We start from the raw sequence: 15,188 nt of genomic DNA on the forward strand, positions 1-15,188 counted from the left end.
GACACACCCCTCGTGTGTGTGCGTGTGTGCGCGAGCGGGCGCGCACACATAGATGGGTGTGTGTTCCTGCGTACCGCGCGTACCACCCCCTCTTTCTCTCTATTTAGAGAAAGAAATACCAGGTCAAAGACTTACAGGGGTGGTACGCAAACCGGTACGCAGCCGGTACGCGCTACGTACCACCTTCCGTGCGGCCCCTCCGCAACCCAGAAAGCCCAGATCAGATCCAGAACCGATGAACAGGAGACCATCACCTTGATCACCGCAGCACCCGGCTACGTCGCCCGCTTCAAGAACGACAACGGCCGCACCACCCACAGCACACCCGTCCTCGCCTGGGAAGCCGGCGGCGCCGCCCTGATCCTCGACCCCAAACGCGGCGAACTCGCCCGAGCCCGCGACACCCCCGGTTTCGATCGCGTGGAGCAGGACCTTGAATTCCCCATAGTCGCTGCGGTTCCCGGGCAGGGTTGGCGGGCCGAGTACACCGACGACGAGTACGGCCCCTCCATCGCCCCGGTTCTGGCCTGGACCATTAACCACACGGGGCTGACGGAACCGGTTGTCCTGGATGCCGAGGGTTCCCACATGCCGGAGTCGAGCATCTCCAAGCTGGTCCCGCCCGACGACGGCGACCCGTGCTCGATGGAATCGCAGGAGCTGAACGACGCCGTCTCCCAGACGCTCAGCGCCACCAAGCCCACCCTCACGTCGGTGCCCGACCCTGACGAGGACCTCGTTGACGCCGTCGTCGCCAAGCTCCTCCCCCTCCTGGTCCACAAGGCCCGTACGGACGGCGACCCCGGGGAGGCGTCGTGACCGGCATCTCACGAGGGAGGGGAAGCCCTAAGACCACCCCCATCGGCCACGCACTCCGGGACCGCCGACAGCAAATCGCGCTCACCCAGTCCGCGCTCGCCTACCTCGCCAGCCTCACCCGCGGCACCGTCCGCAACGTCGAAGCAAACAGCGTCACGCCCGGCGAACGCGCCATCGGCAGCATCGCCGTCGTCCTCGGCCTGAACCCCGTCAAAGCTCAGAGCGACAGGACCCTCGACCCCGTCCTGTCCGCGGGCATCGTCCGCATCATCACCGGGCTGATCCTCGACGGCGACCACCCCGACGAGAAGTACCCGCACGACAACGGCCGCATCGCCCAGGAGATGGGCGTGTACGAGAACCTCGTGCGCACCCTGGCGGACCGGGGCGAGCCCGACGAGGCCACCGTGCCGGACGCGAACGAGCTCGCGTCGATGATCCTGCCGCGCATCCGTAAGCCGGTCGATAAGACCGCCGTGGCCACGTGGCTCGGACACCTCGGTGTGGACGAGGGCAGCATCCGCACGGTGGCCCCTGCCCCGCCGGACTGTCCCAACCGGGGTCCGGACAACCCGCACACCATGACCGTCATGGTCAGCGTCGCCCCGTGTGACGCCGGCGAGTTCAAGCAGATGGCCAAGGCCCGGCGGATCGTTCACACCAACGACAAGGAAACCCTCATCAAGACGTTGCGGCAGATCGCAGACGAGATCGAGGGAGGCGACCCGTGACCGCGCCGTCGAACTCGGAACTCGCCCGGCAGCTCCGCGACCGCGCCAAGGTCCACGACGGCCACAGCCAACACCGACGCGCCCTCCTGGTCGCCGGCGTCCTCCTGGACTCAACCAAGACGGTGACCAGCGCCCGACGCGAGTTGGCCAAGACCAACGTCCCCAACGACCTGCGAGACCGGGCCGCCGCGGTCCTCGACCAAGTCGCGACCACCACCCGCACCCAGACCCGCACCAACACGACCCTCAAGGAAACCCAGTGACCCGCAAACCCCACATCACCGTGGAACACCGCCACGACGGGTGGCCCAAGAACCACGGCCGCCAACCCGGAACCGAAGGATGCCGGTCCGTCCTCCCCCGACTCCGCCGCGGCCTCGACGTCTGCGACGACACCGCGTGCTGGAAGGCCACCAGGACGGACAAGTACGGGTCCACAACCGGCTACTACTGCGGTGAAGACCTGCCCGAGGACATCTTCGACAGCCCCGAGTTCGAAGCCGCGCTCACCAAGGTCGAGGACGCGACCGGCGCTAACGGCCCCGAGGCCATGCGGCTGCACTTCCTGAACGAGGACCCCGGCCAGTGACCCGGACACAGTGAGGCCCGGGGCGCACCAACCGCCCCGGGCCTGAACACCAACATCCCACACACCCGGAAGGACCAACGTGGCTACCGCCCTGGACCACAACCCCGTCGCCGCCCGAGCACTCCACGAAGTCGAGACCACCACGACCCCGATCAGCCCCGAACACTTCGCCCGCCTCACCGGATACGCAGGCCGCAACCAAGCCCCCTACCTTCTCGCTACCGCATGGCACCGCGGCCTCATCACCACAGCCACCCTCGCTGCCCACGTTGGTGACGCCTGGTCCGGCGCCGAGTTCCCCGACCGGGCCCTCGAACACCACGAGTGGTTGGAGCTGTTCGACACCGCGGGGTTCACCATCGACGGTCGACCCGCTCCCCGCCCGGCCCGGCCGGTCACCCTCTGGCGGGGGTCCGTCCTTGAGGCTCGGGCGAACTGGTCGTGGACCACCGACCGGGCCATGGCCGCCCGGTACGCGTCCGGGGAGATGAACGGACGCCTGCCCGGACGGGTGTACCGGGTCACCGCGCCGCCGCACGCGCTCCTCGCTGCGAACAACGGCCGGACCGAAGCGGAGTACGTGGTCGACACGTGGGGGCTCACCATCGAGGCCGACGACACCGAGGAGGCCGCGTGATGACCGCGGTGCTGTGGGGGACGGCCGCCGCCTTGTGGGGCCTGGTGGCCGTCCTCGCCGCAGCCGCCCGGTTCACCCGACGGCTCGCCGACGCCCTCCAAGCCGCCCTGGCCGACACCGGGAACCCGCCCGAGGAGTGCGTCACCTGCGCTGCGGCGCCCGTAAGTCCCCCGCACAGACCTGCGAAAGTCCCGAAGCCCGCCTGACGAACGTGAAAAAGGGGCCGGGAACCCAGACCCCGACCCCTTCGCCTCACCTGACACGACCAATCTACCGAGGAGGTGACATGGAATCCGAGTCACCGAATGTCCACGTAATGGGACGATCCGCCGCAGCGCTCGCCCTCGCCGCGGGCAAGTCCATCGAGGGCGCCGCCGCTGAAGCCAACGTCCACCGACGCACTGTCAAGCGCTGGACCGACGACGACGAGTTCAACGCCGAAGTCCGCAAACTCCGAGGCCAGATCCTGGAGCGCGCCGCCGGAGCCCTTCAACATGCATGTCTGGCCGCTGTTGAGACGCTGGTGGGCTGCTTGGGCTCGGACTCCGACACCGTGCGTGTTCAGTCCGCGCGGGCGATCCTTACCGGGGCTGTGGCGTTCCGGGAGGCGGTCGAGGTCAATGAGCGGTTGGCCGCGATCGAGGATTCCTTGGCGGAGCGGGGGGAGGCTGCGTGAAGCCCACCAACGTCCACACACGGATACGGCGCGCTGAGGCGGCCCTACAGGGCCCGAACGCAGCGATGGTGTACCGGACACGCCTGCGGGACCTCGGAACCGTCCTCGGGCATCTGAGCGCCCTTCTGTGTGGGGAGGACCCGCCCGAGGTCGACAACACCACCCGGGCGCGCCTGGCCGTCGCCGCACAGGACCCGCCGACCTCGTTGCTCGGACGCGTGCACGCCGCCGGAGCCAACTACCTCCTCCGAGGAGGCGGTGACCGGTGAGCCGCAGCACTAGGGCACGCCTGGAGCGCGCCGAACGATCCCTGCCGCCGCCCCGCCGCGACGAGTGCGTCTCGCACGGGCAGCTCTGCCCGGCCTCCTCCCCGTACGGAGGTTGGCCCGGCGGGGAGGGCGTCGCCGTCGCCTACCAGCAGCGGCACGGGGTCGACTTCCGCCAGCTCCGCTGCCGTCCCGGCGACGGCACCGACGCCCGGCACTGGCTCGCTCAAGCCGGGGTCCTGCACACCCTCGCGCCCAACGGAGACTCAGTCATTTACATGATCATCGGCATCGACCTCGAAACAATGGCCTGACCAGTACAAACAGGGGGAAACAGCATGGGTAAGAAACACGTCCACACCGAGGACCACCGCGCCGAACAGCGCAAACAGGAAATCCTCCGCGACATCGGGACGGCCTACATCAGTGGCGGGTTGCAGAACGACGCTGCCGCCCGCGCCCACTACCCGGCCAAGGTCAAGCGGGAAGTCCTCGCAGCCGGCGGCGACACCGCCACCGCCAAGGTCGCCGAGGAGTGGGCGCAGGAACTCGTTCAGGAGGTCGAGGCCGACCGTTCCCACCAGGGCCTGGCCGCCGCCCGCAGGTCCGCGGAGGCTTGCGCGGAGGAGATCGCGGGCCGGGTGCACGACCAGATCCAGGCGCGCGACCACGAGGGGGCCGCGCTGTCTGACGAGGACCTTGAACACGCGGTGATGACGGGCCGCCGTCCGGGCGGGTTGAGGGAGCGTGCTGCTGCGGCGGCTGCCCAGGGTCCGGCCGGCCCGCGGGAGCCGGCCACCGAGGAGCAGCGCCTTCTGCTGGCGGAGTTGAACGAGCCCAACAGGGAGAAGCGCCGGGAGATGCGGGAGGCGCGCGGCGGTAAGCCGTGGCGCGGGATGCAGACGGGGTAGGGCGCGGTCGGTGCCTCGGTGCGGGTCCGGTGGGATTGAGGTCCTACCGGGCCCGCTTTCTTTCTGGGATCGCAGGAAAACCCTGGTCAGGGTCATGTTGAGGCCGACCTCAATTTGGTGCAAACCGGGCAGGGGTGGCCCGCTGTCTAGTTTTTTCTAGGTCAACCACAACTGTTTGGCTCTGCCGAACAGACGGACTGCCCTCGCGCACGGGGAACGCCCTGGTCACCCTGCTTGCGGGATCCCACACCCTCGGCAGGAGGCAGAGGTCCCGCAGGAACCTCTGGGTCACCCTCGCGTCGGCGCCTGGTCGCGACCGTCACCGTGACGGGCGCGATTCCATCCGCCGGCCGGACGGAACCCGAACCTCGAGGATCGTCTTACCGGGAAGCAATCAAACCCTGAACCATCCAAATCCTGACTTCCGATAAGCCAGCATTATCGGAAGCCAGCGGGCATAGTGGTGGGGAAGCTCCCGGCGCCGAGGCAGGGCCCGCCCCGGTGTTGGGAGACCGCCCCTCGGGCTGAGGGTCGGTGGGGGCGGGCAGCCGAAACGGCGCACCGAACCCCGCGAGGGATAAGGAGCGATCCTTACCCTTCGCCCCGGGGCTCCTCCGCCAGCTTCCCCGCGGGAGGAGCCCCGACCCCCGGGCGCGAGGAAACCCCGCCACCAGTTCAGTGACGGGGCTCCGAGTTCGAGGGCGGGGCCGGGGGTGACACTCCGGCACGTGACCCCGGCCCCTGGTGGCCAACACCCATTCCGGTAGGCCTGCCGCCTTCCCCTCGGTGAGGCGGCGCCTGGACCCGCACGCCGACTGTTGGGAGGCGCCGGCGCGCGGGGGTCTACTTGGAGGGGCCCGGATCCGGGGCGTCCTCGTCTTGGCGGCGGCCGTACTCGGACATACGGCGGTCAGCGTCTTCTTCCTCAGGCGTCAGCGGCCGGTTCTGCGACTTCGCCATGGTCTTCTCCAACGGGGTCGGTCGGGTGGCCAGGTGCACACGGATCAACAGGGTGAGCTCGGAAAGGTCCGCAGGCCCGGTAGGTGGTTCACACCGCCACAGCCGCGCCGGCGCTCTCACAGCGGCGCCAACGGCCCGGCCATACGGCGCGCAGGGAACCTGAGCTTGTGCTCCAGGGCGCCGGCGGACTCCTCCATCAGGGTCGGCTCCAGGTGCTCCACGACGGCGGTCGCCATCCAGTACCGAGGGGTGCGCCAAACTCGGTACGTGTCGCCGTACATGCGCCGCAGCCGCTCCAGTTCAAGGGCGTCGCCGTCGCGAGGGCGGGGCGCACCCACCAGGTCCTTCGCCATCCCAAACACCTGCTCAGAAGGTCGTCTGTACTCTGGGAATCGACGCTACGGAGCCCCGCACCCCACCGGCAGTGACCCCGGGTACGGGATCCCGCCCCCGAGGAGCCCTCGATGTCGCCACCCCCCACCACAACCCCGACCACCGGTCAGGGCACACCGCCCCGACCTCGTTCCGGAGTCGTCTCCGGGTACGTCCTCCGCCTGATCCGCGAGCACCTGTCCCTGCCGCAGGAGAGGTTGGCCGAACAGCTACGGGTGTCCGCCGACACCGTCGCCGGGTGGGAGACCGGGCGCCGCGCGCTGACGTCGGTTCCCGCCGGCCAGGTGCTCGTTCACCGCCACAGGCTCCTACGCCTCGGGGCCCAACCCGCCCTGTTGGCGGCGCTGGACAAGGCGATGGAGGCCGACGTCCTCCTGTCGAGCGTGATCGACGACGACCAGGACAACCCGTTGGGGGCGTGGGTGATGCAGCGCGACCTGGTCGAAGTTCTCGCGTGGCCGCTGACCGGCACCCCACCCGAACCGGTACGGAATCTCCCGCAGCCGAGGCGTGCGCGCCGGGGTCCGGTCCCCTCCGGCCCGGAGATCACCCGCCCGGAGCGGGACCAGCTGTTCACGAACCTGCGTCGGACCGCTGAGCAGGCCACGGCCCCCGGAGAGTTCCTCCTACGCCGGCAGGCCCTGTATTTGTGCGGGTATGACGACGGCGCCGACCCCGCCTGGTTGGCGGAGCAGCAGCGCCGCCCCGCCCCGGACGACTGGCTGTCGAAGTGGTTGGCCTCGCGGTCGGTGGCCTCGGTCGCGACCCGGCACGGCGACACCGACCGGCTCGCCCACTTCATCGACACCACGTTGGTGGACGACGACCGCGGAGAAGCCGCCAACCTCGCGTATTGGGCGTATTGGGTTGGGGAACTCGACCTGGAACTGACCGACGACTTCATGGGGTCCGGGCGCCTCGGTGCCTGGGACGGGCGCCGACTCCTGGGGCACCTCATGGACCGGCTCACACCCGGGCACGGGTACCTCGACCTGTACGTGCACACCGTGTGGTCGCTGCTGGCCGCCCGCCCGCGCCTGCTGGCGTCCGACCCCGCGGCGTCGACGAGGCTGGCCACCGCGGCCGCCAAGCTGTTGGATGACCGTGGCACGTCGGCGTCGGCGCGCCGCGAGCTGAACAGCATCCGTTACGCAATCCGCCTCGCGCAGGCGTAGAAGGAAGACTCCATGAGCGACGAGGAGACCACCCGCGCCGGCCACCTTCTCTACGAAGTCGGCACCCTCAAAAACCAGCGCAGGACCGGGTGGTGGATGGCCGGGGTACGCGACCCCGAGTCGGTGGCGGAGCACTCGTGGAGGACGGCGCTGATCGCGTCGGTGATCGCCTCCATGGAGGGCGCCGACCCAGCCAAGGCCGCCCTGATCGCGGTATGGCATGACAGCGGGGAGACGCGTTCGGGGGACGTGAACCATCTGGGTCAGAAGTACGTGGGGTCCAAGCCGGACGCGCGGGATATCGCCGCGGACCAGACCGACGGGATGTCGGCGAAGGTGGGGGAGATGGTGCGGTCGGCGGTCGCCTCCTACGAGGAACAGGACACTGCCGAGGCGTTGTGCGCAAAGGACGCGGACAAGCTTGAGTGCATGCTCCAGGGCATCGAGTACCGAGCTCAAGGCCACGCCTCGGCTCAGCGGTGGATCGACGGCAGCCGCGGCAGGATCAAGACCAAGTCCGGCCAGGAGCTCGCGGACGCGACCTTGGAGCAGGGCGCGTTGGATTGGCTGTACGCCGCGATGGAGAGGTAACGGGCCGTGGACATGGCGAAGGCCCTCAGGCGGTGCCTGAGGGCCTACCAGCCCCACCCCCTAGGAAGGGCCTAGAAACCCTACTTCGCAGGTCACACAGGGCTCTAGGGGCTAGACGAAAGGTCTAGAAACTAGACCCGACAGCCCTAGTCCTAGACCCCCGCCAGAGGCCCGTTAGAGCCTTCCCTAGGCGCGGTCGAGGGCGTCCTGCACGTGCTGTCGCCGATACCCGTTCCGGTTCGCACCGTCCAAATCCAGCTGCTTGGAGTGCACCCCGAGCGGCTTCAACGCCGCCGCCAACTTCGCCGCATCCCAACCCGCGTACTCGTCGCTGTGACGGGCCAACCGCGGCAACAGATCCGTGGTGTGCCCGCCCTTGTGATGCTCCATCACATCCAGCAGTGCCGACAACAAGCGCACGTCCGGCCGGTCGCCGGCCGCCGGCAACGTGCCGGCCTCCTTACGGATCTCGTACGCGCGCCGGGCGATCCCCGCGACCTCGGCATCGTTCATGAACGCCGTCCGCTCCTGCACCGGGTCAGCGCCCTCGGCCAACAGGAACCCGGCGCCGCGCTGCTGCGCAGTGAACACCGACGCCGAGAACCCCCGGGATGCGTTGCCCGCACCCAGAATCGTGTCGCTCGCGTCGCTCGTCGTGGATCGCAACGCCCACCGGATGCTCAGGATGTCGCGCAGGCGGGACGGAACCACGTCCGCGGCCGGCCGCTGGGTCACGACTCCGGTGATGATCCCGGCCGCCCGGCCCCGCCCGACCAGGTCCGCGATCCCGGTCACGAAGGCCTTGCCCTTCTTGGTGTCGCCATCCCCGAGGCTGAATTTCTGCACTTCATCGCAGTGAAACAGGATCGGGGGCATGTCGAACTTCTCCGCGATCTTCTTCGTGACCTTCCGCTCCCCGATCTTGCGGAGCTTGGAGTACCGGCGGCGCATCTCCCCCTGGAGTTCACCGATCATCTCCATGATCTCGTCATGATCAGGTTCGGGCAGAACCTTGTGGGCGACCGGTTCGAAGTCGGCGAGGTCGAACCCGCCCTTGCCGTCAGCAAGCCACAGGCGCACGTTCGGGTCCAAGGCCATGAAGCCGAGGACGTTGTTGCAGGCCACGGACTTACCGCCGCCGGGTTCACCACCCACCAGGTAGGACCGTTCCACCAACGAGAACTCCACCGGGCGGCCCCGAGGGTCACGGCCGGCGAACACCTTGTCCGACCAGAAGTCGACCGGCTTGGTGCGGGTGACCAGCGGAGACACCACCGGTCCGCCCTGCATCGGGTCCTCGTCGGCGCACCACAACCGCACCCGGCCGTTGTGGCCGCGCACGGGGTCGAGGGCTAGTTGGACCTCGTCGACGCCGATCGCGCCGGCCAACTCGCCGCGGCGCTTGACGGCCGATTTGAAAGTGGTGCCCGGCGGGAGTTCGGCCACAGCCTCCCAGGCGTCACCGCTGCGGGTGACCGGCCCGACCAGGCGGATCTCATCTTGCTTCTTAGCGAGCTTGGCGGACACGAACACCTTGCGGACCTCCTTGCCCGAGGGGGACGGCCCGAGCGCCTTGTGTCCTGCTTCTGCGGCCCCGAGGGCGGACTGGCGGCGTTCGACGACTCCGGCGACGGTGAGCACCGACAGGATCGCGAGGAGCGGCACGAAGGGTGTGAGCAACATCCAGGCCGCGACCCCCGACCCGAGGAGCACCCCGCCGCTGGCCAGGGTGATGTTGCGGCGGGTCTTGCGGGTGGCCAGCACCAGGTTGGGGTTGGTGGCGAGGTGTTGGTTCAGCTCCGCTGCGGTCATCCACCGCCAGAGTGCGCCGGCGCCGTGCGCGGTGCCCACGGTGCCGTCGACGAGCTCGAACTTCAGGGCGGCCCAGGCCATACGGTCGGGCCGTTTGGCGGCCTGACAAGCGCGTGTGGCGACGGCACGGGCGCCGGCGGGAACCGTGAGGGTGCGGCGCTGGTCGGGCACGTCCACGTCGGTGCCGGGGGCCTGGTCGTCGACGATCTCCGCGTCCTGTATGAACGACTCAAGCTCAGTCGTGGGCTTCTCGCCCACAACTGCATCGTCGGGGGTACCGAGATTGTCGGTACCCTCTGCCGGGTCGTCCGTTGCCCAGGAGGCAACGGTTGCCGGACCTGGACCTTCGTTACGGAGGTCCGGCCCTGTGACCTGCGCTTCAGGGTCAACCTTGGGCGTCTCGCCCACAACTGAATCGCCAGGGGTACTCGCGTCGTGAGCACCCTCCGGCGGGCCGTCCACAGTCGTGGCCTCCTCGGCCACAACTGCCTCCTCCTCGGGAGTAACTGTGGCTTTATGACCACGGTTGGGTTCGGGCTGGTGGCGGGTCGGGAAGTCGATGACCTGACCACCGATCGTCACGCGCTTCGGTGCTGCCATGCTGGTGGTGCTCCTTCTCGTCAAGGGGTGGCGGCCCGCCCGCTGGGGTTCCAAGCCGTGGGCGGGCCGCCTGCTAGCGGTCTTTCAGGCCAGCGCGCCGGAGACGCGCGAGCTCGTTCCGGGTGGACCGGTGGTCAGACGGGGTCGAGGACGTGAACACGGTCCGACCGCGGGGCGAAACCCACTTCAGGTGCCCGCACCCCGACCTGGTTTCGACCGTCCACCCCTGGGAGCGGGCCACACGGGCGGCCCTACGCAACCCGTCAGGGATCTTCCGGGGAAGCCGCGGCATCACCCCTCACCACCGTCGTCGGCCTCGACATCCCGCTTGTGGCGCCGGGCGGTCGACTCCCCGATACCGAGGGCGTCGGCGATCTGCCGGGCCGTGGCGTCGGGGTTCACGGCGAGGTGCTCAGCGACCCGCAGTCGGGTAGCGGCACCTTGGAGACGGCGGGTTTGGACGGCGTCCACGACCTTCTCCTCGGCCTCTCCGCCGTCGTCGGTCACACCGACCGCCACACCATCCGCCACACCGTTCACCGATCCGCCAAATTGCAGGTCGGGATCGAAATGGCGGGTGGCGGCCACGGTGTGGCGCCTGCCCGTCTCGGTGCCGTTCGGCGACCCGTTGGCGGTGCCGGTGTGGCGGTGGTCAGGCTGACCGTCGGCGCCGCGGGCTTCCAACCAGTCCTCGATAGCGGCGACTGCCTTGGCGCCCTCGTCGACCTCCTCCGGCACGTCGTCCTCGGGAACCTGCGTGGCCGTGTCGACCACGGAGGCCGTGGTGTCGAACAGGTCCGACCCGGACGCTTCCGCGCGCAACGCGTCCTCGTCGGCGCCGTCCACCACCCTCGCGTTCGCACGCACAGCCCGAGCCGTCACATCGGCAATCAAGTACGCGAACCCCGCAGCCGCACCGGCCCCGAGTGCGGACAACGCCGAGAGCGGCGACACCCCGGCCCCGGCGACCCAACCGGCCATGTTAACGACCACCGAGGTAGACATCGGCACGACGACCAAGGCCACCAGAAGCAGCTCACGCCACCCCTCCCAGACCGGGGCGTCCCGGTCGTCCGCGATGCTGGCCTGGTCCACGAACGCCCGGAACAGGATCGCGAACGTCGTGGATACGGTCAGGCACAGTTCGACGACGTAGCCGACCAGCGCGGGTCCGCCGGTGTGCACGGAGATAGCGGCCAGCCCGATCGCGGACCCGATACTCAAAGCCACCGAGGCGGCCAAGGCCCCGGCCAGGAACCGTCGGCGCCCCCTCTGTAGGGTCACGACCGCACGGGCCGGAGATAGGGCCTGACGTGCCGCGGTGATGGCTTCCAGGGTGGCCTCCGCGTGGGAGGCGCGCCGGTCAGCGACCCGACCCCGCCGGAGCTGGCGGCGGTGTTCGAGGTTGAGGGCGGAGCGCTGCTGGTCGTCCCTCAGCCGGTCATGGTGGCCGCGCACCTGCGGGTTGGTGCGCGGGTCGGTCAGGAGCGTCTGGTCTGTGATGTCGGCCAGGGCGCGGGCGCCGGTGGCCTGGTCCGTGACCGTCTGGACCACGGACGGGCGGGGCTTCCTCCCTGGCCAGTTCATCGGGCCTCCCGGTCTTCTAGGTCCTGGACCGCGATGCCGTCCAGAAGCTCTTCGATGTCCACGCCCCGCTCATCAGCGAGGTTCTGTAGCGCGTCCGCGGCCAGACCCAACGTGGCCTCGAAAAGGTCCACGAGGATCCCGTCCACGCCCGCGTTGATGACGGTCTGGTCGCGTGCGTCGGCGTCCTGGCGGACCACCGCCCGAACGAGGGTCAGGGCGACCTGGTCGGCGTCCTCGGGGTTCATCGGGTTGCCCCTTCTGGTTCGGGGATCAGGTTGGTGATGAGGGTGGACTTGGTGGCCCGGTCAGCGGCGCCGTCCAACAGGACCGCGAGGGCGGCCAGCGGCAGCGCCACCACCCGCAACAGGGCGATGAGGAGGGCGACCAACAGGACGGCGAGGACGATGGCGAACCCGTGCTCGGTAACCAGTGCGGTGGTCGACATCAGTCCTCGCCTCCCCACACGTCGAGGGCGACCATCACGACGGTCACGACGGTGCCGAACGCCAGCGCACCGAAGAGCGAGAACCCGAACGCGATGCCGACGATCACAGCGAACGCCGCACCCGAGATCAGATTGAAGTAGTGCTCCATGTCAGGCACCTCCGTGGTCAACGACGCGCCGGAGCACGTTGGTCGCGGACGCGAGGGCGTGGGCGTCGTCGGCGCTGCCAGCGAAGTCCAGGCACCCCTGGACCTGCGAGACACGTCGGCGCACGTTGTACAGGTCCGCGTGTTCAGGCAGTTCGAGGGCGGCGTTCATGGCGTTGACGAGGGCGATGACGTCCGCGAGCGGGACCGTTGGTCCTGGTTGTTGCTGTGGCATGGTGTGGATGGATCCCTTCTGTAGGGGCGGCCACGGGGTTGCTGGGTAGGCATGGCCGTGGCCGCCGGATGGGGGTCTGGGGGGTTCACCCGCGCCAACGGGTGAACTCCTCCTTCGTGCGGCTAGTAGCGGACGTCGACTCGCACGACGTCGGTGTTGTTGAACGGCAGGTTCTCGTAGTAGATCGCCGCGTCCTCGGGCACTCGGAGGGTCTTCTGGCTGCCGTTCGTGTAGTGGATCGTGACGGTGACGGTCGTGGCCACGGGTGCTCCTTCGTTCGGGCGGCTCTACTTGGTGGGCTTGGGGTGCCCGTACGCCTGCTGGTAGGCGCCCGGGTTGCAGGAGCACGAAGTGTTGGAGCAGTTGCAGTTCGGCTGGTCGGTGCCGTGACCGCACGTGCCGCAGGTGCCGCTGATGTCGTCCTTGATCTTGCTGAAGAGGCCCATGACGTTCTCCTTCTGATTCGGGTTGTCGGACCGGTTGGTCCCCAAGCCGCCCGAGCGGGACAGGCGGCACAGGCACCGGCCGGTTCAGGAACCAGAAACCAGGGCGGGCGCGTGCTCGGGGTAGCGAGACTCCAACCAGGACAAGGCGCCGGCCAACAGCTCGCTGTCCGTCACGTCCGGGTCCTCGGTCATGAAGTCCATGACCCTCACCCCCGGGAGGACCCCGGTAGTGCAGGACCAGGTGCCGGGTACGAACGGGCACCGGCCCGGCCCGTATGTGCTGCGCATAACCAGAACCGTGGTGGTGCCGAGGGTGAAGGCCCCGACCGCGGAAAGGTCGGCGTCAGGCAGAACGGCCTTCTCGCGGCCCTGGAGGCGGGTCAGGATCTTGTCGAGGCCGGTGGCGTTGTCGGCGGTCGACGCGATGATGTGGCGTGCGCGCCGGTGGTCGACGATCTCCTGGCAGCGCCGGCGGGCTGCCTCAGTCTCGGTGTCGGTGGTGGCGAGTGTGGTGGCCATGGGTCCCCTCCCAGGGGTGCGGTGTGTGCTGCGGTGCTGCGGGTTGTGCGGGTCAGATCTCCGCGAGGTAGTGGCGGCGGAGGAGCTGGTAGTCAGACCACGTGATGTCGCCCCGGTCGACGGCCCCGTCGTGCCAGGGGCACAGGAACTCGTCGGGGTCGGCGTCGTCCGCGATGGGGAGCCCGCAGTTCTCGGTGGTACCGAGGCGGTCGATCTCGTACACGCAGGTGCCTTCGAACATGGCGGGCTCCCTTCCTCGGGGCGGTCTGGTTAGCGGGGGTCGGTGTCGCCCTGGTGGAGGAGGTCGGGGTGGTCGCCGTCGTTCACCTCGTGCTCCAGGTCGGCGAGGGTGTGGCCGTGCGGGACAGCCACTTCACCGAGGAGGGCCAGGTGCCGGTCGTACACCGCCAGCGAGGCGACCCACGAGTAGGCGACCGCCTCGATGCCGAGGGCCTGGAGTTCCCCGAGCACCCACCGGCCGACCGGGCCGGAGCTGGTCGAGTCCATGGCGCCGGTGACGGTGTCGAGGATCAGGAGCTCCGCGAGCTGGTCGGTGGTCAGGTGGCCGGTCTGGTCAAGTAGCTGGTCGAGTTCGGTGTTCACGGACGCTTGGCCGCGGCGGGTCTCCATCGGGAGGGGAAGGGTGGTTACAGTTGGCACTGGATTCCTCTTCTCTGACAGGGGTTGAGCGGTTCCAGGGCCCGGCCGGTGGTGGTTCACCAGCCGGGCCTTCTGCGTGTCTTAGGCCGCGAGGGCGAGGAGCTCGGCGCGGGCGGCCTTGAACTCGGCCTTGCGCGGCCGGTAGTCGACGAGGGCGGCGAGGACCTGGGCCTGCGTGTAGCGGGTGCAGGCGCGGCGGGCGCCGGCCTTGAGGGCGAAGCCGCGGGTGCCGGCGCCGGCGACCTTCTTGCGAAGCGTCGAGGCCATCCCCGTGGCGACGGCCTCGTCGACGCCGAGGGAGCGCAGGTGGCTCGCGACGGTGTGCCGGGAGTTGCGGTGCGCGGCGTGGGCGGCGGTGCGGGTGGCGACCAGGGCGGTGCGGGCCTGGCGGCGGGCGAGGCGGTTCTGCTTCGCCTGGGTGATGGTGACCTTCATGTCTGCCTCCTGCTTGTCCGTTGCTCTGTATAGATACATAGTATCCATACCTAGGAAAGGGTGCAAGAGGTATCTATACTGAGTTTCATGAGCAGAGAACTGGACGCCCTCCGAGACGCCACCACCCGCTACCGCGAGACCGAAGCTGCCCACAAGCAGTCCACCGAGGACGTCCGCCAGAAGATCGTTGACGCCCTTGAAGCCGGAGAAACACCGACGGACGTTAACCGTGAAGCCCCGCACACTCCTGCTTACGTGCGTCGCATCGCAAAGGAGGCCGGAGTCTCGCCCCGCCCTCGGGGTCCGAAGAAGCAGGACTGACCGGACAGCACGACGGCCCCGGCCGGTGAGGCGCTCACCGAACCGGGGCCGACCTACGTCCGCCGACAGCCTCGTCGGCCTGGACAGACGCTGGGAGATTCCTGGGAGAAAACCGGCTCCCGCACCCTGTCCGAGACTCCTCCAAACTGCCCCAAACCAACGCTTTGACCTGCACTTCTTTCCAGCGGCACTGGTCAACCAGCCGGGGTTACCTTGTTCGGGACGAAGAGGTCG

Annotated in this window: 26 protein-coding genes; 13 read left to right on the forward strand and 13 right to left on the reverse strand. The window is 68.9% G+C overall.

The genetic code is table 11. From position 1 onward, the window contains the following. The first annotated feature begins 255 nt into the window (after positions 1 to 255). From ACYVD1_RS08535 to ACYVD1_RS08580, 10 genes are all read left to right on the forward strand, one after another. On the forward strand, positions 256 to 819 hold the full coding sequence (locus ACYVD1_RS08535) for a hypothetical protein (protein ID WP_460769985.1): 564 nt from the start codon (positions 256 to 258) through the stop codon (positions 817 to 819). Next, the gene (locus ACYVD1_RS08540) at positions 816 to 1,550 is read left to right on the forward strand and encodes a helix-turn-helix domain-containing protein (protein ID WP_460769987.1); all 735 of its coding nucleotides are present in this window, start codon (positions 816 to 818) and stop codon (positions 1,548 to 1,550) included. The genes ACYVD1_RS08535 and ACYVD1_RS08540 overlap by 4 nt, the downstream gene beginning before the upstream one ends. Then, complete coding sequence (locus ACYVD1_RS08545; protein WP_460769990.1) at positions 1,547 to 1,813, forward strand: hypothetical protein; 267 nt, start codon at positions 1,547 to 1,549, stop codon at positions 1,811 to 1,813. The genes ACYVD1_RS08540 and ACYVD1_RS08545 overlap by 4 nt, the downstream gene beginning before the upstream one ends. Next, positions 1,810 to 2,139, forward strand: coding sequence for a hypothetical protein (locus tag ACYVD1_RS08550; protein ID WP_460769992.1), 330 nt, complete (start codon positions 1,810 to 1,812; stop codon positions 2,137 to 2,139). Before ACYVD1_RS08545 ends, ACYVD1_RS08550 begins: the two co-directional genes overlap by 4 nt. 79 nt (positions 2,140 to 2,218) lie before the next feature. Further along, on the forward strand, positions 2,219 to 2,776 hold the full coding sequence (locus ACYVD1_RS08555) for a hypothetical protein (RefSeq protein ID WP_460769994.1): 558 nt from the start codon (positions 2,219 to 2,221) through the stop codon (positions 2,774 to 2,776). Beyond that, a complete protein-coding gene (locus ACYVD1_RS08560; RefSeq protein WP_460769998.1) occupies positions 2,776 to 2,982 on the forward strand; it encodes a hypothetical protein in 207 nt (68 codons plus the stop codon). The genes ACYVD1_RS08555 and ACYVD1_RS08560 overlap by 1 nt, the downstream gene beginning before the upstream one ends. 110 nt (positions 2,983 to 3,092) lie before the next feature. Further along, positions 3,093 to 3,452, forward strand: a complete 360-nt coding sequence (locus tag ACYVD1_RS08565; RefSeq protein WP_460770001.1) for a hypothetical protein — start codon at positions 3,093 to 3,095, stop codon at positions 3,450 to 3,452. Further along, positions 3,449 to 3,721, forward strand: a complete 273-nt coding sequence (locus tag ACYVD1_RS08570; protein ID WP_460770003.1) for a hypothetical protein — start codon at positions 3,449 to 3,451, stop codon at positions 3,719 to 3,721. Before ACYVD1_RS08565 ends, ACYVD1_RS08570 begins: the two co-directional genes overlap by 4 nt. Beyond that, a complete protein-coding gene (locus ACYVD1_RS08575) occupies positions 3,718 to 4,032 on the forward strand; it encodes a hypothetical protein (RefSeq protein ID WP_460770005.1) in 315 nt (104 codons plus the stop codon). Before ACYVD1_RS08570 ends, ACYVD1_RS08575 begins: the two co-directional genes overlap by 4 nt. Positions 4,033 to 4,056: 24 nt before the next feature. Next, positions 4,057 to 4,629 carry a hypothetical protein gene (locus tag ACYVD1_RS08580; RefSeq protein ID WP_460770008.1) on the forward strand — a complete coding sequence of 191 codons (573 nt, stop codon included), beginning with the start codon at positions 4,057 to 4,059 and terminating at the stop codon, positions 4,627 to 4,629. 1,076 nt (positions 4,630 to 5,705) lie between these two features. Here the strand turns inward: ACYVD1_RS08580 and ACYVD1_RS08585 are convergent. After that, entirely contained in the window at positions 5,706 to 5,942 is a 237-nt protein-coding gene (locus ACYVD1_RS08585) for a hypothetical protein (RefSeq protein ID WP_460770012.1), read from the reverse strand. 111 nt (positions 5,943 to 6,053) lie between these two features. Here ACYVD1_RS08585 and ACYVD1_RS08590 point away from each other — a divergent pair, with 111 nt between their 5' ends. Together ACYVD1_RS08590 and ACYVD1_RS08595 are read left to right on the forward strand one after the other, a co-directional pair. Then, a complete protein-coding gene (locus tag ACYVD1_RS08590; RefSeq protein WP_460770015.1) occupies positions 6,054 to 7,157 on the forward strand; it encodes a helix-turn-helix domain-containing protein in 1,104 nt (367 codons plus the stop codon). A 12-nt stretch (positions 7,158 to 7,169) separates the two neighbouring features. Further along, positions 7,170 to 7,748, forward strand: a complete 579-nt coding sequence (locus tag ACYVD1_RS08595; RefSeq protein WP_460770017.1) for an HD domain-containing protein — start codon at positions 7,170 to 7,172, stop codon at positions 7,746 to 7,748. Between the two features lie 186 nt (positions 7,749 to 7,934). Here the strand turns inward: ACYVD1_RS08595 and ACYVD1_RS08600 are convergent, their stop codons facing one another. From ACYVD1_RS08600 to ACYVD1_RS08655, 12 genes are all read right to left on the reverse strand, one after another. Next, on the reverse strand, positions 7,935 to 10,160 hold the full coding sequence (locus tag ACYVD1_RS08600; RefSeq protein WP_460770019.1) for an FtsK/SpoIIIE domain-containing protein: 2,226 nt from the start codon (positions 10,158 to 10,160) through the stop codon (positions 7,935 to 7,937). Between the two features lie 291 nt (positions 10,161 to 10,451). Continuing rightward, positions 10,452 to 11,714: a hypothetical protein gene (locus ACYVD1_RS08605; protein WP_460770022.1), complete on the reverse strand. Its 1,263-nt coding sequence runs from the start codon at positions 11,712 to 11,714 to the stop codon at positions 10,452 to 10,454. Between the two features lie 29 nt (positions 11,715 to 11,743). Next, on the reverse strand, positions 11,744 to 11,992 hold the full coding sequence (locus tag ACYVD1_RS08610) for a hypothetical protein (protein ID WP_460770025.1): 249 nt from the start codon (positions 11,990 to 11,992) through the stop codon (positions 11,744 to 11,746). Next, complete coding sequence (locus ACYVD1_RS08615) at positions 11,989 to 12,192, reverse strand: hypothetical protein (RefSeq protein WP_460770029.1); 204 nt, start codon at positions 12,190 to 12,192, stop codon at positions 11,989 to 11,991. Before ACYVD1_RS08615 ends, ACYVD1_RS08610 begins: the two co-directional genes overlap by 4 nt. After that, positions 12,192 to 12,341, reverse strand: a complete 150-nt coding sequence (locus tag ACYVD1_RS08620; RefSeq protein ID WP_460770033.1) for a hypothetical protein — start codon at positions 12,339 to 12,341, stop codon at positions 12,192 to 12,194. The genes ACYVD1_RS08615 and ACYVD1_RS08620 overlap by 1 nt, the downstream gene beginning before the upstream one ends. A 1-nt stretch (position 12,342) precedes the next feature. Then, a complete protein-coding gene (locus ACYVD1_RS08625; protein WP_460770036.1) occupies positions 12,343 to 12,573 on the reverse strand; it encodes a hypothetical protein in 231 nt (76 codons plus the stop codon). Between the two features lie 122 nt (positions 12,574 to 12,695). Further along, positions 12,696 to 12,836 carry a hypothetical protein gene (locus ACYVD1_RS08630; RefSeq protein WP_460770039.1) on the reverse strand — a complete coding sequence of 47 codons (141 nt, stop codon included), beginning with the start codon at positions 12,834 to 12,836 and terminating at the stop codon, positions 12,696 to 12,698. Between the two features lie 24 nt (positions 12,837 to 12,860). Then, a complete protein-coding gene (locus tag ACYVD1_RS08635; RefSeq protein WP_460770042.1) occupies positions 12,861 to 13,019 on the reverse strand; it encodes a hypothetical protein in 159 nt (52 codons plus the stop codon). An 84-nt stretch (positions 13,020 to 13,103) separates the two neighbouring features. After that, complete coding sequence (locus tag ACYVD1_RS08640) at positions 13,104 to 13,538, reverse strand: hypothetical protein (protein ID WP_460770043.1); 435 nt, start codon at positions 13,536 to 13,538, stop codon at positions 13,104 to 13,106. Between the two features lie 52 nt (positions 13,539 to 13,590). Continuing rightward, the gene (locus ACYVD1_RS08645; protein ID WP_460770044.1) at positions 13,591 to 13,779 is read right to left on the reverse strand and encodes a hypothetical protein; all 189 of its coding nucleotides are present in this window, start codon (positions 13,777 to 13,779) and stop codon (positions 13,591 to 13,593) included. 29 nt (positions 13,780 to 13,808) lie between these two features. Further along, positions 13,809 to 14,198, reverse strand: a complete 390-nt coding sequence (locus ACYVD1_RS08650; RefSeq protein WP_460770047.1) for a hypothetical protein — start codon at positions 14,196 to 14,198, stop codon at positions 13,809 to 13,811. An 81-nt stretch (positions 14,199 to 14,279) separates the two neighbouring features. After that, complete coding sequence (locus ACYVD1_RS08655) at positions 14,280 to 14,633, reverse strand: hypothetical protein (protein ID WP_460770049.1); 354 nt, start codon at positions 14,631 to 14,633, stop codon at positions 14,280 to 14,282. 87 nt (positions 14,634 to 14,720) lie between these two features. On the opposite strand from ACYVD1_RS08655, the gene ACYVD1_RS08660 reads away from it, so the two are divergent. Next, positions 14,721 to 14,954 (forward strand): hypothetical protein, encoded by a 234-nt coding sequence (locus ACYVD1_RS08660; protein WP_460770051.1) that lies wholly within the window; start codon positions 14,721 to 14,723, stop codon positions 14,952 to 14,954. Positions 14,955 to 15,188: the final 234 nt, after the last annotated feature.

It is taken from the genome of Nocardiopsis nanhaiensis (assembly GCF_054778635.1).

Excerpts from the sequence above, each read along its gene's own strand:
- ACYVD1_RS08560 (WP_460769998.1), top strand. The coding sequence starts at position 2,776 with ATGACCGCGGTGCTGTGGGGGACGGCCGCCGCCTTGTGGGGCCTGGTG.
- ACYVD1_RS08565 (WP_460770001.1), top strand. The coding sequence starts at position 3,093 with ATGGGACGATCCGCCGCAGCGCTCGCCCTCGCCGCGGGCAAGTCCATC.
- ACYVD1_RS08580 (WP_460770008.1), top strand. The coding sequence starts at position 4,057 with ATGGGTAAGAAACACGTCCACACCGAGGACCACCGCGCCGAACAGCGC.
- ACYVD1_RS08585 (WP_460770012.1), bottom strand. The coding sequence starts at position 5,942 with ATGGCGAAGGACCTGGTGGGTGCGCCCCGCCCTCGCGACGGCGACGCC.
- ACYVD1_RS08590 (WP_460770015.1), top strand. The coding sequence starts at position 6,054 with ATGTCGCCACCCCCCACCACAACCCCGACCACCGGTCAGGGCACACCG.
- ACYVD1_RS08595 (WP_460770017.1), top strand. The coding sequence starts at position 7,170 with ATGAGCGACGAGGAGACCACCCGCGCCGGCCACCTTCTCTACGAAGTC.
- ACYVD1_RS08600 (WP_460770019.1), bottom strand. The coding sequence starts at position 10,160 with ATGGCAGCACCGAAGCGCGTGACGATCGGTGGTCAGGTCATCGACTTC.
- ACYVD1_RS08610 (WP_460770025.1), bottom strand. The coding sequence starts at position 11,992 with ATGAACCCCGAGGACGCCGACCAGGTCGCCCTGACCCTCGTTCGGGCG.
- ACYVD1_RS08615 (WP_460770029.1), bottom strand. The coding sequence starts at position 12,192 with ATGTCGACCACCGCACTGGTTACCGAGCACGGGTTCGCCATCGTCCTC.
- ACYVD1_RS08620 (WP_460770033.1), bottom strand. The coding sequence starts at position 12,341 with ATGGAGCACTACTTCAATCTGATCTCGGGTGCGGCGTTCGCTGTGATC.
- ACYVD1_RS08625 (WP_460770036.1), bottom strand. The coding sequence starts at position 12,573 with ATGCCACAGCAACAACCAGGACCAACGGTCCCGCTCGCGGACGTCATC.
- ACYVD1_RS08635 (WP_460770042.1), bottom strand. The coding sequence starts at position 13,019 with ATGGGCCTCTTCAGCAAGATCAAGGACGACATCAGCGGCACCTGCGGC.
- ACYVD1_RS08640 (WP_460770043.1), bottom strand. The coding sequence starts at position 13,538 with ATGGCCACCACACTCGCCACCACCGACACCGAGACTGAGGCAGCCCGC.
- ACYVD1_RS08645 (WP_460770044.1), bottom strand. The coding sequence starts at position 13,779 with ATGTTCGAAGGCACCTGCGTGTACGAGATCGACCGCCTCGGTACCACC.
- ACYVD1_RS08655 (WP_460770049.1), bottom strand. The coding sequence starts at position 14,633 with ATGAAGGTCACCATCACCCAGGCGAAGCAGAACCGCCTCGCCCGCCGC.
- ACYVD1_RS08660 (WP_460770051.1), top strand. The coding sequence starts at position 14,721 with ATGAGCAGAGAACTGGACGCCCTCCGAGACGCCACCACCCGCTACCGC.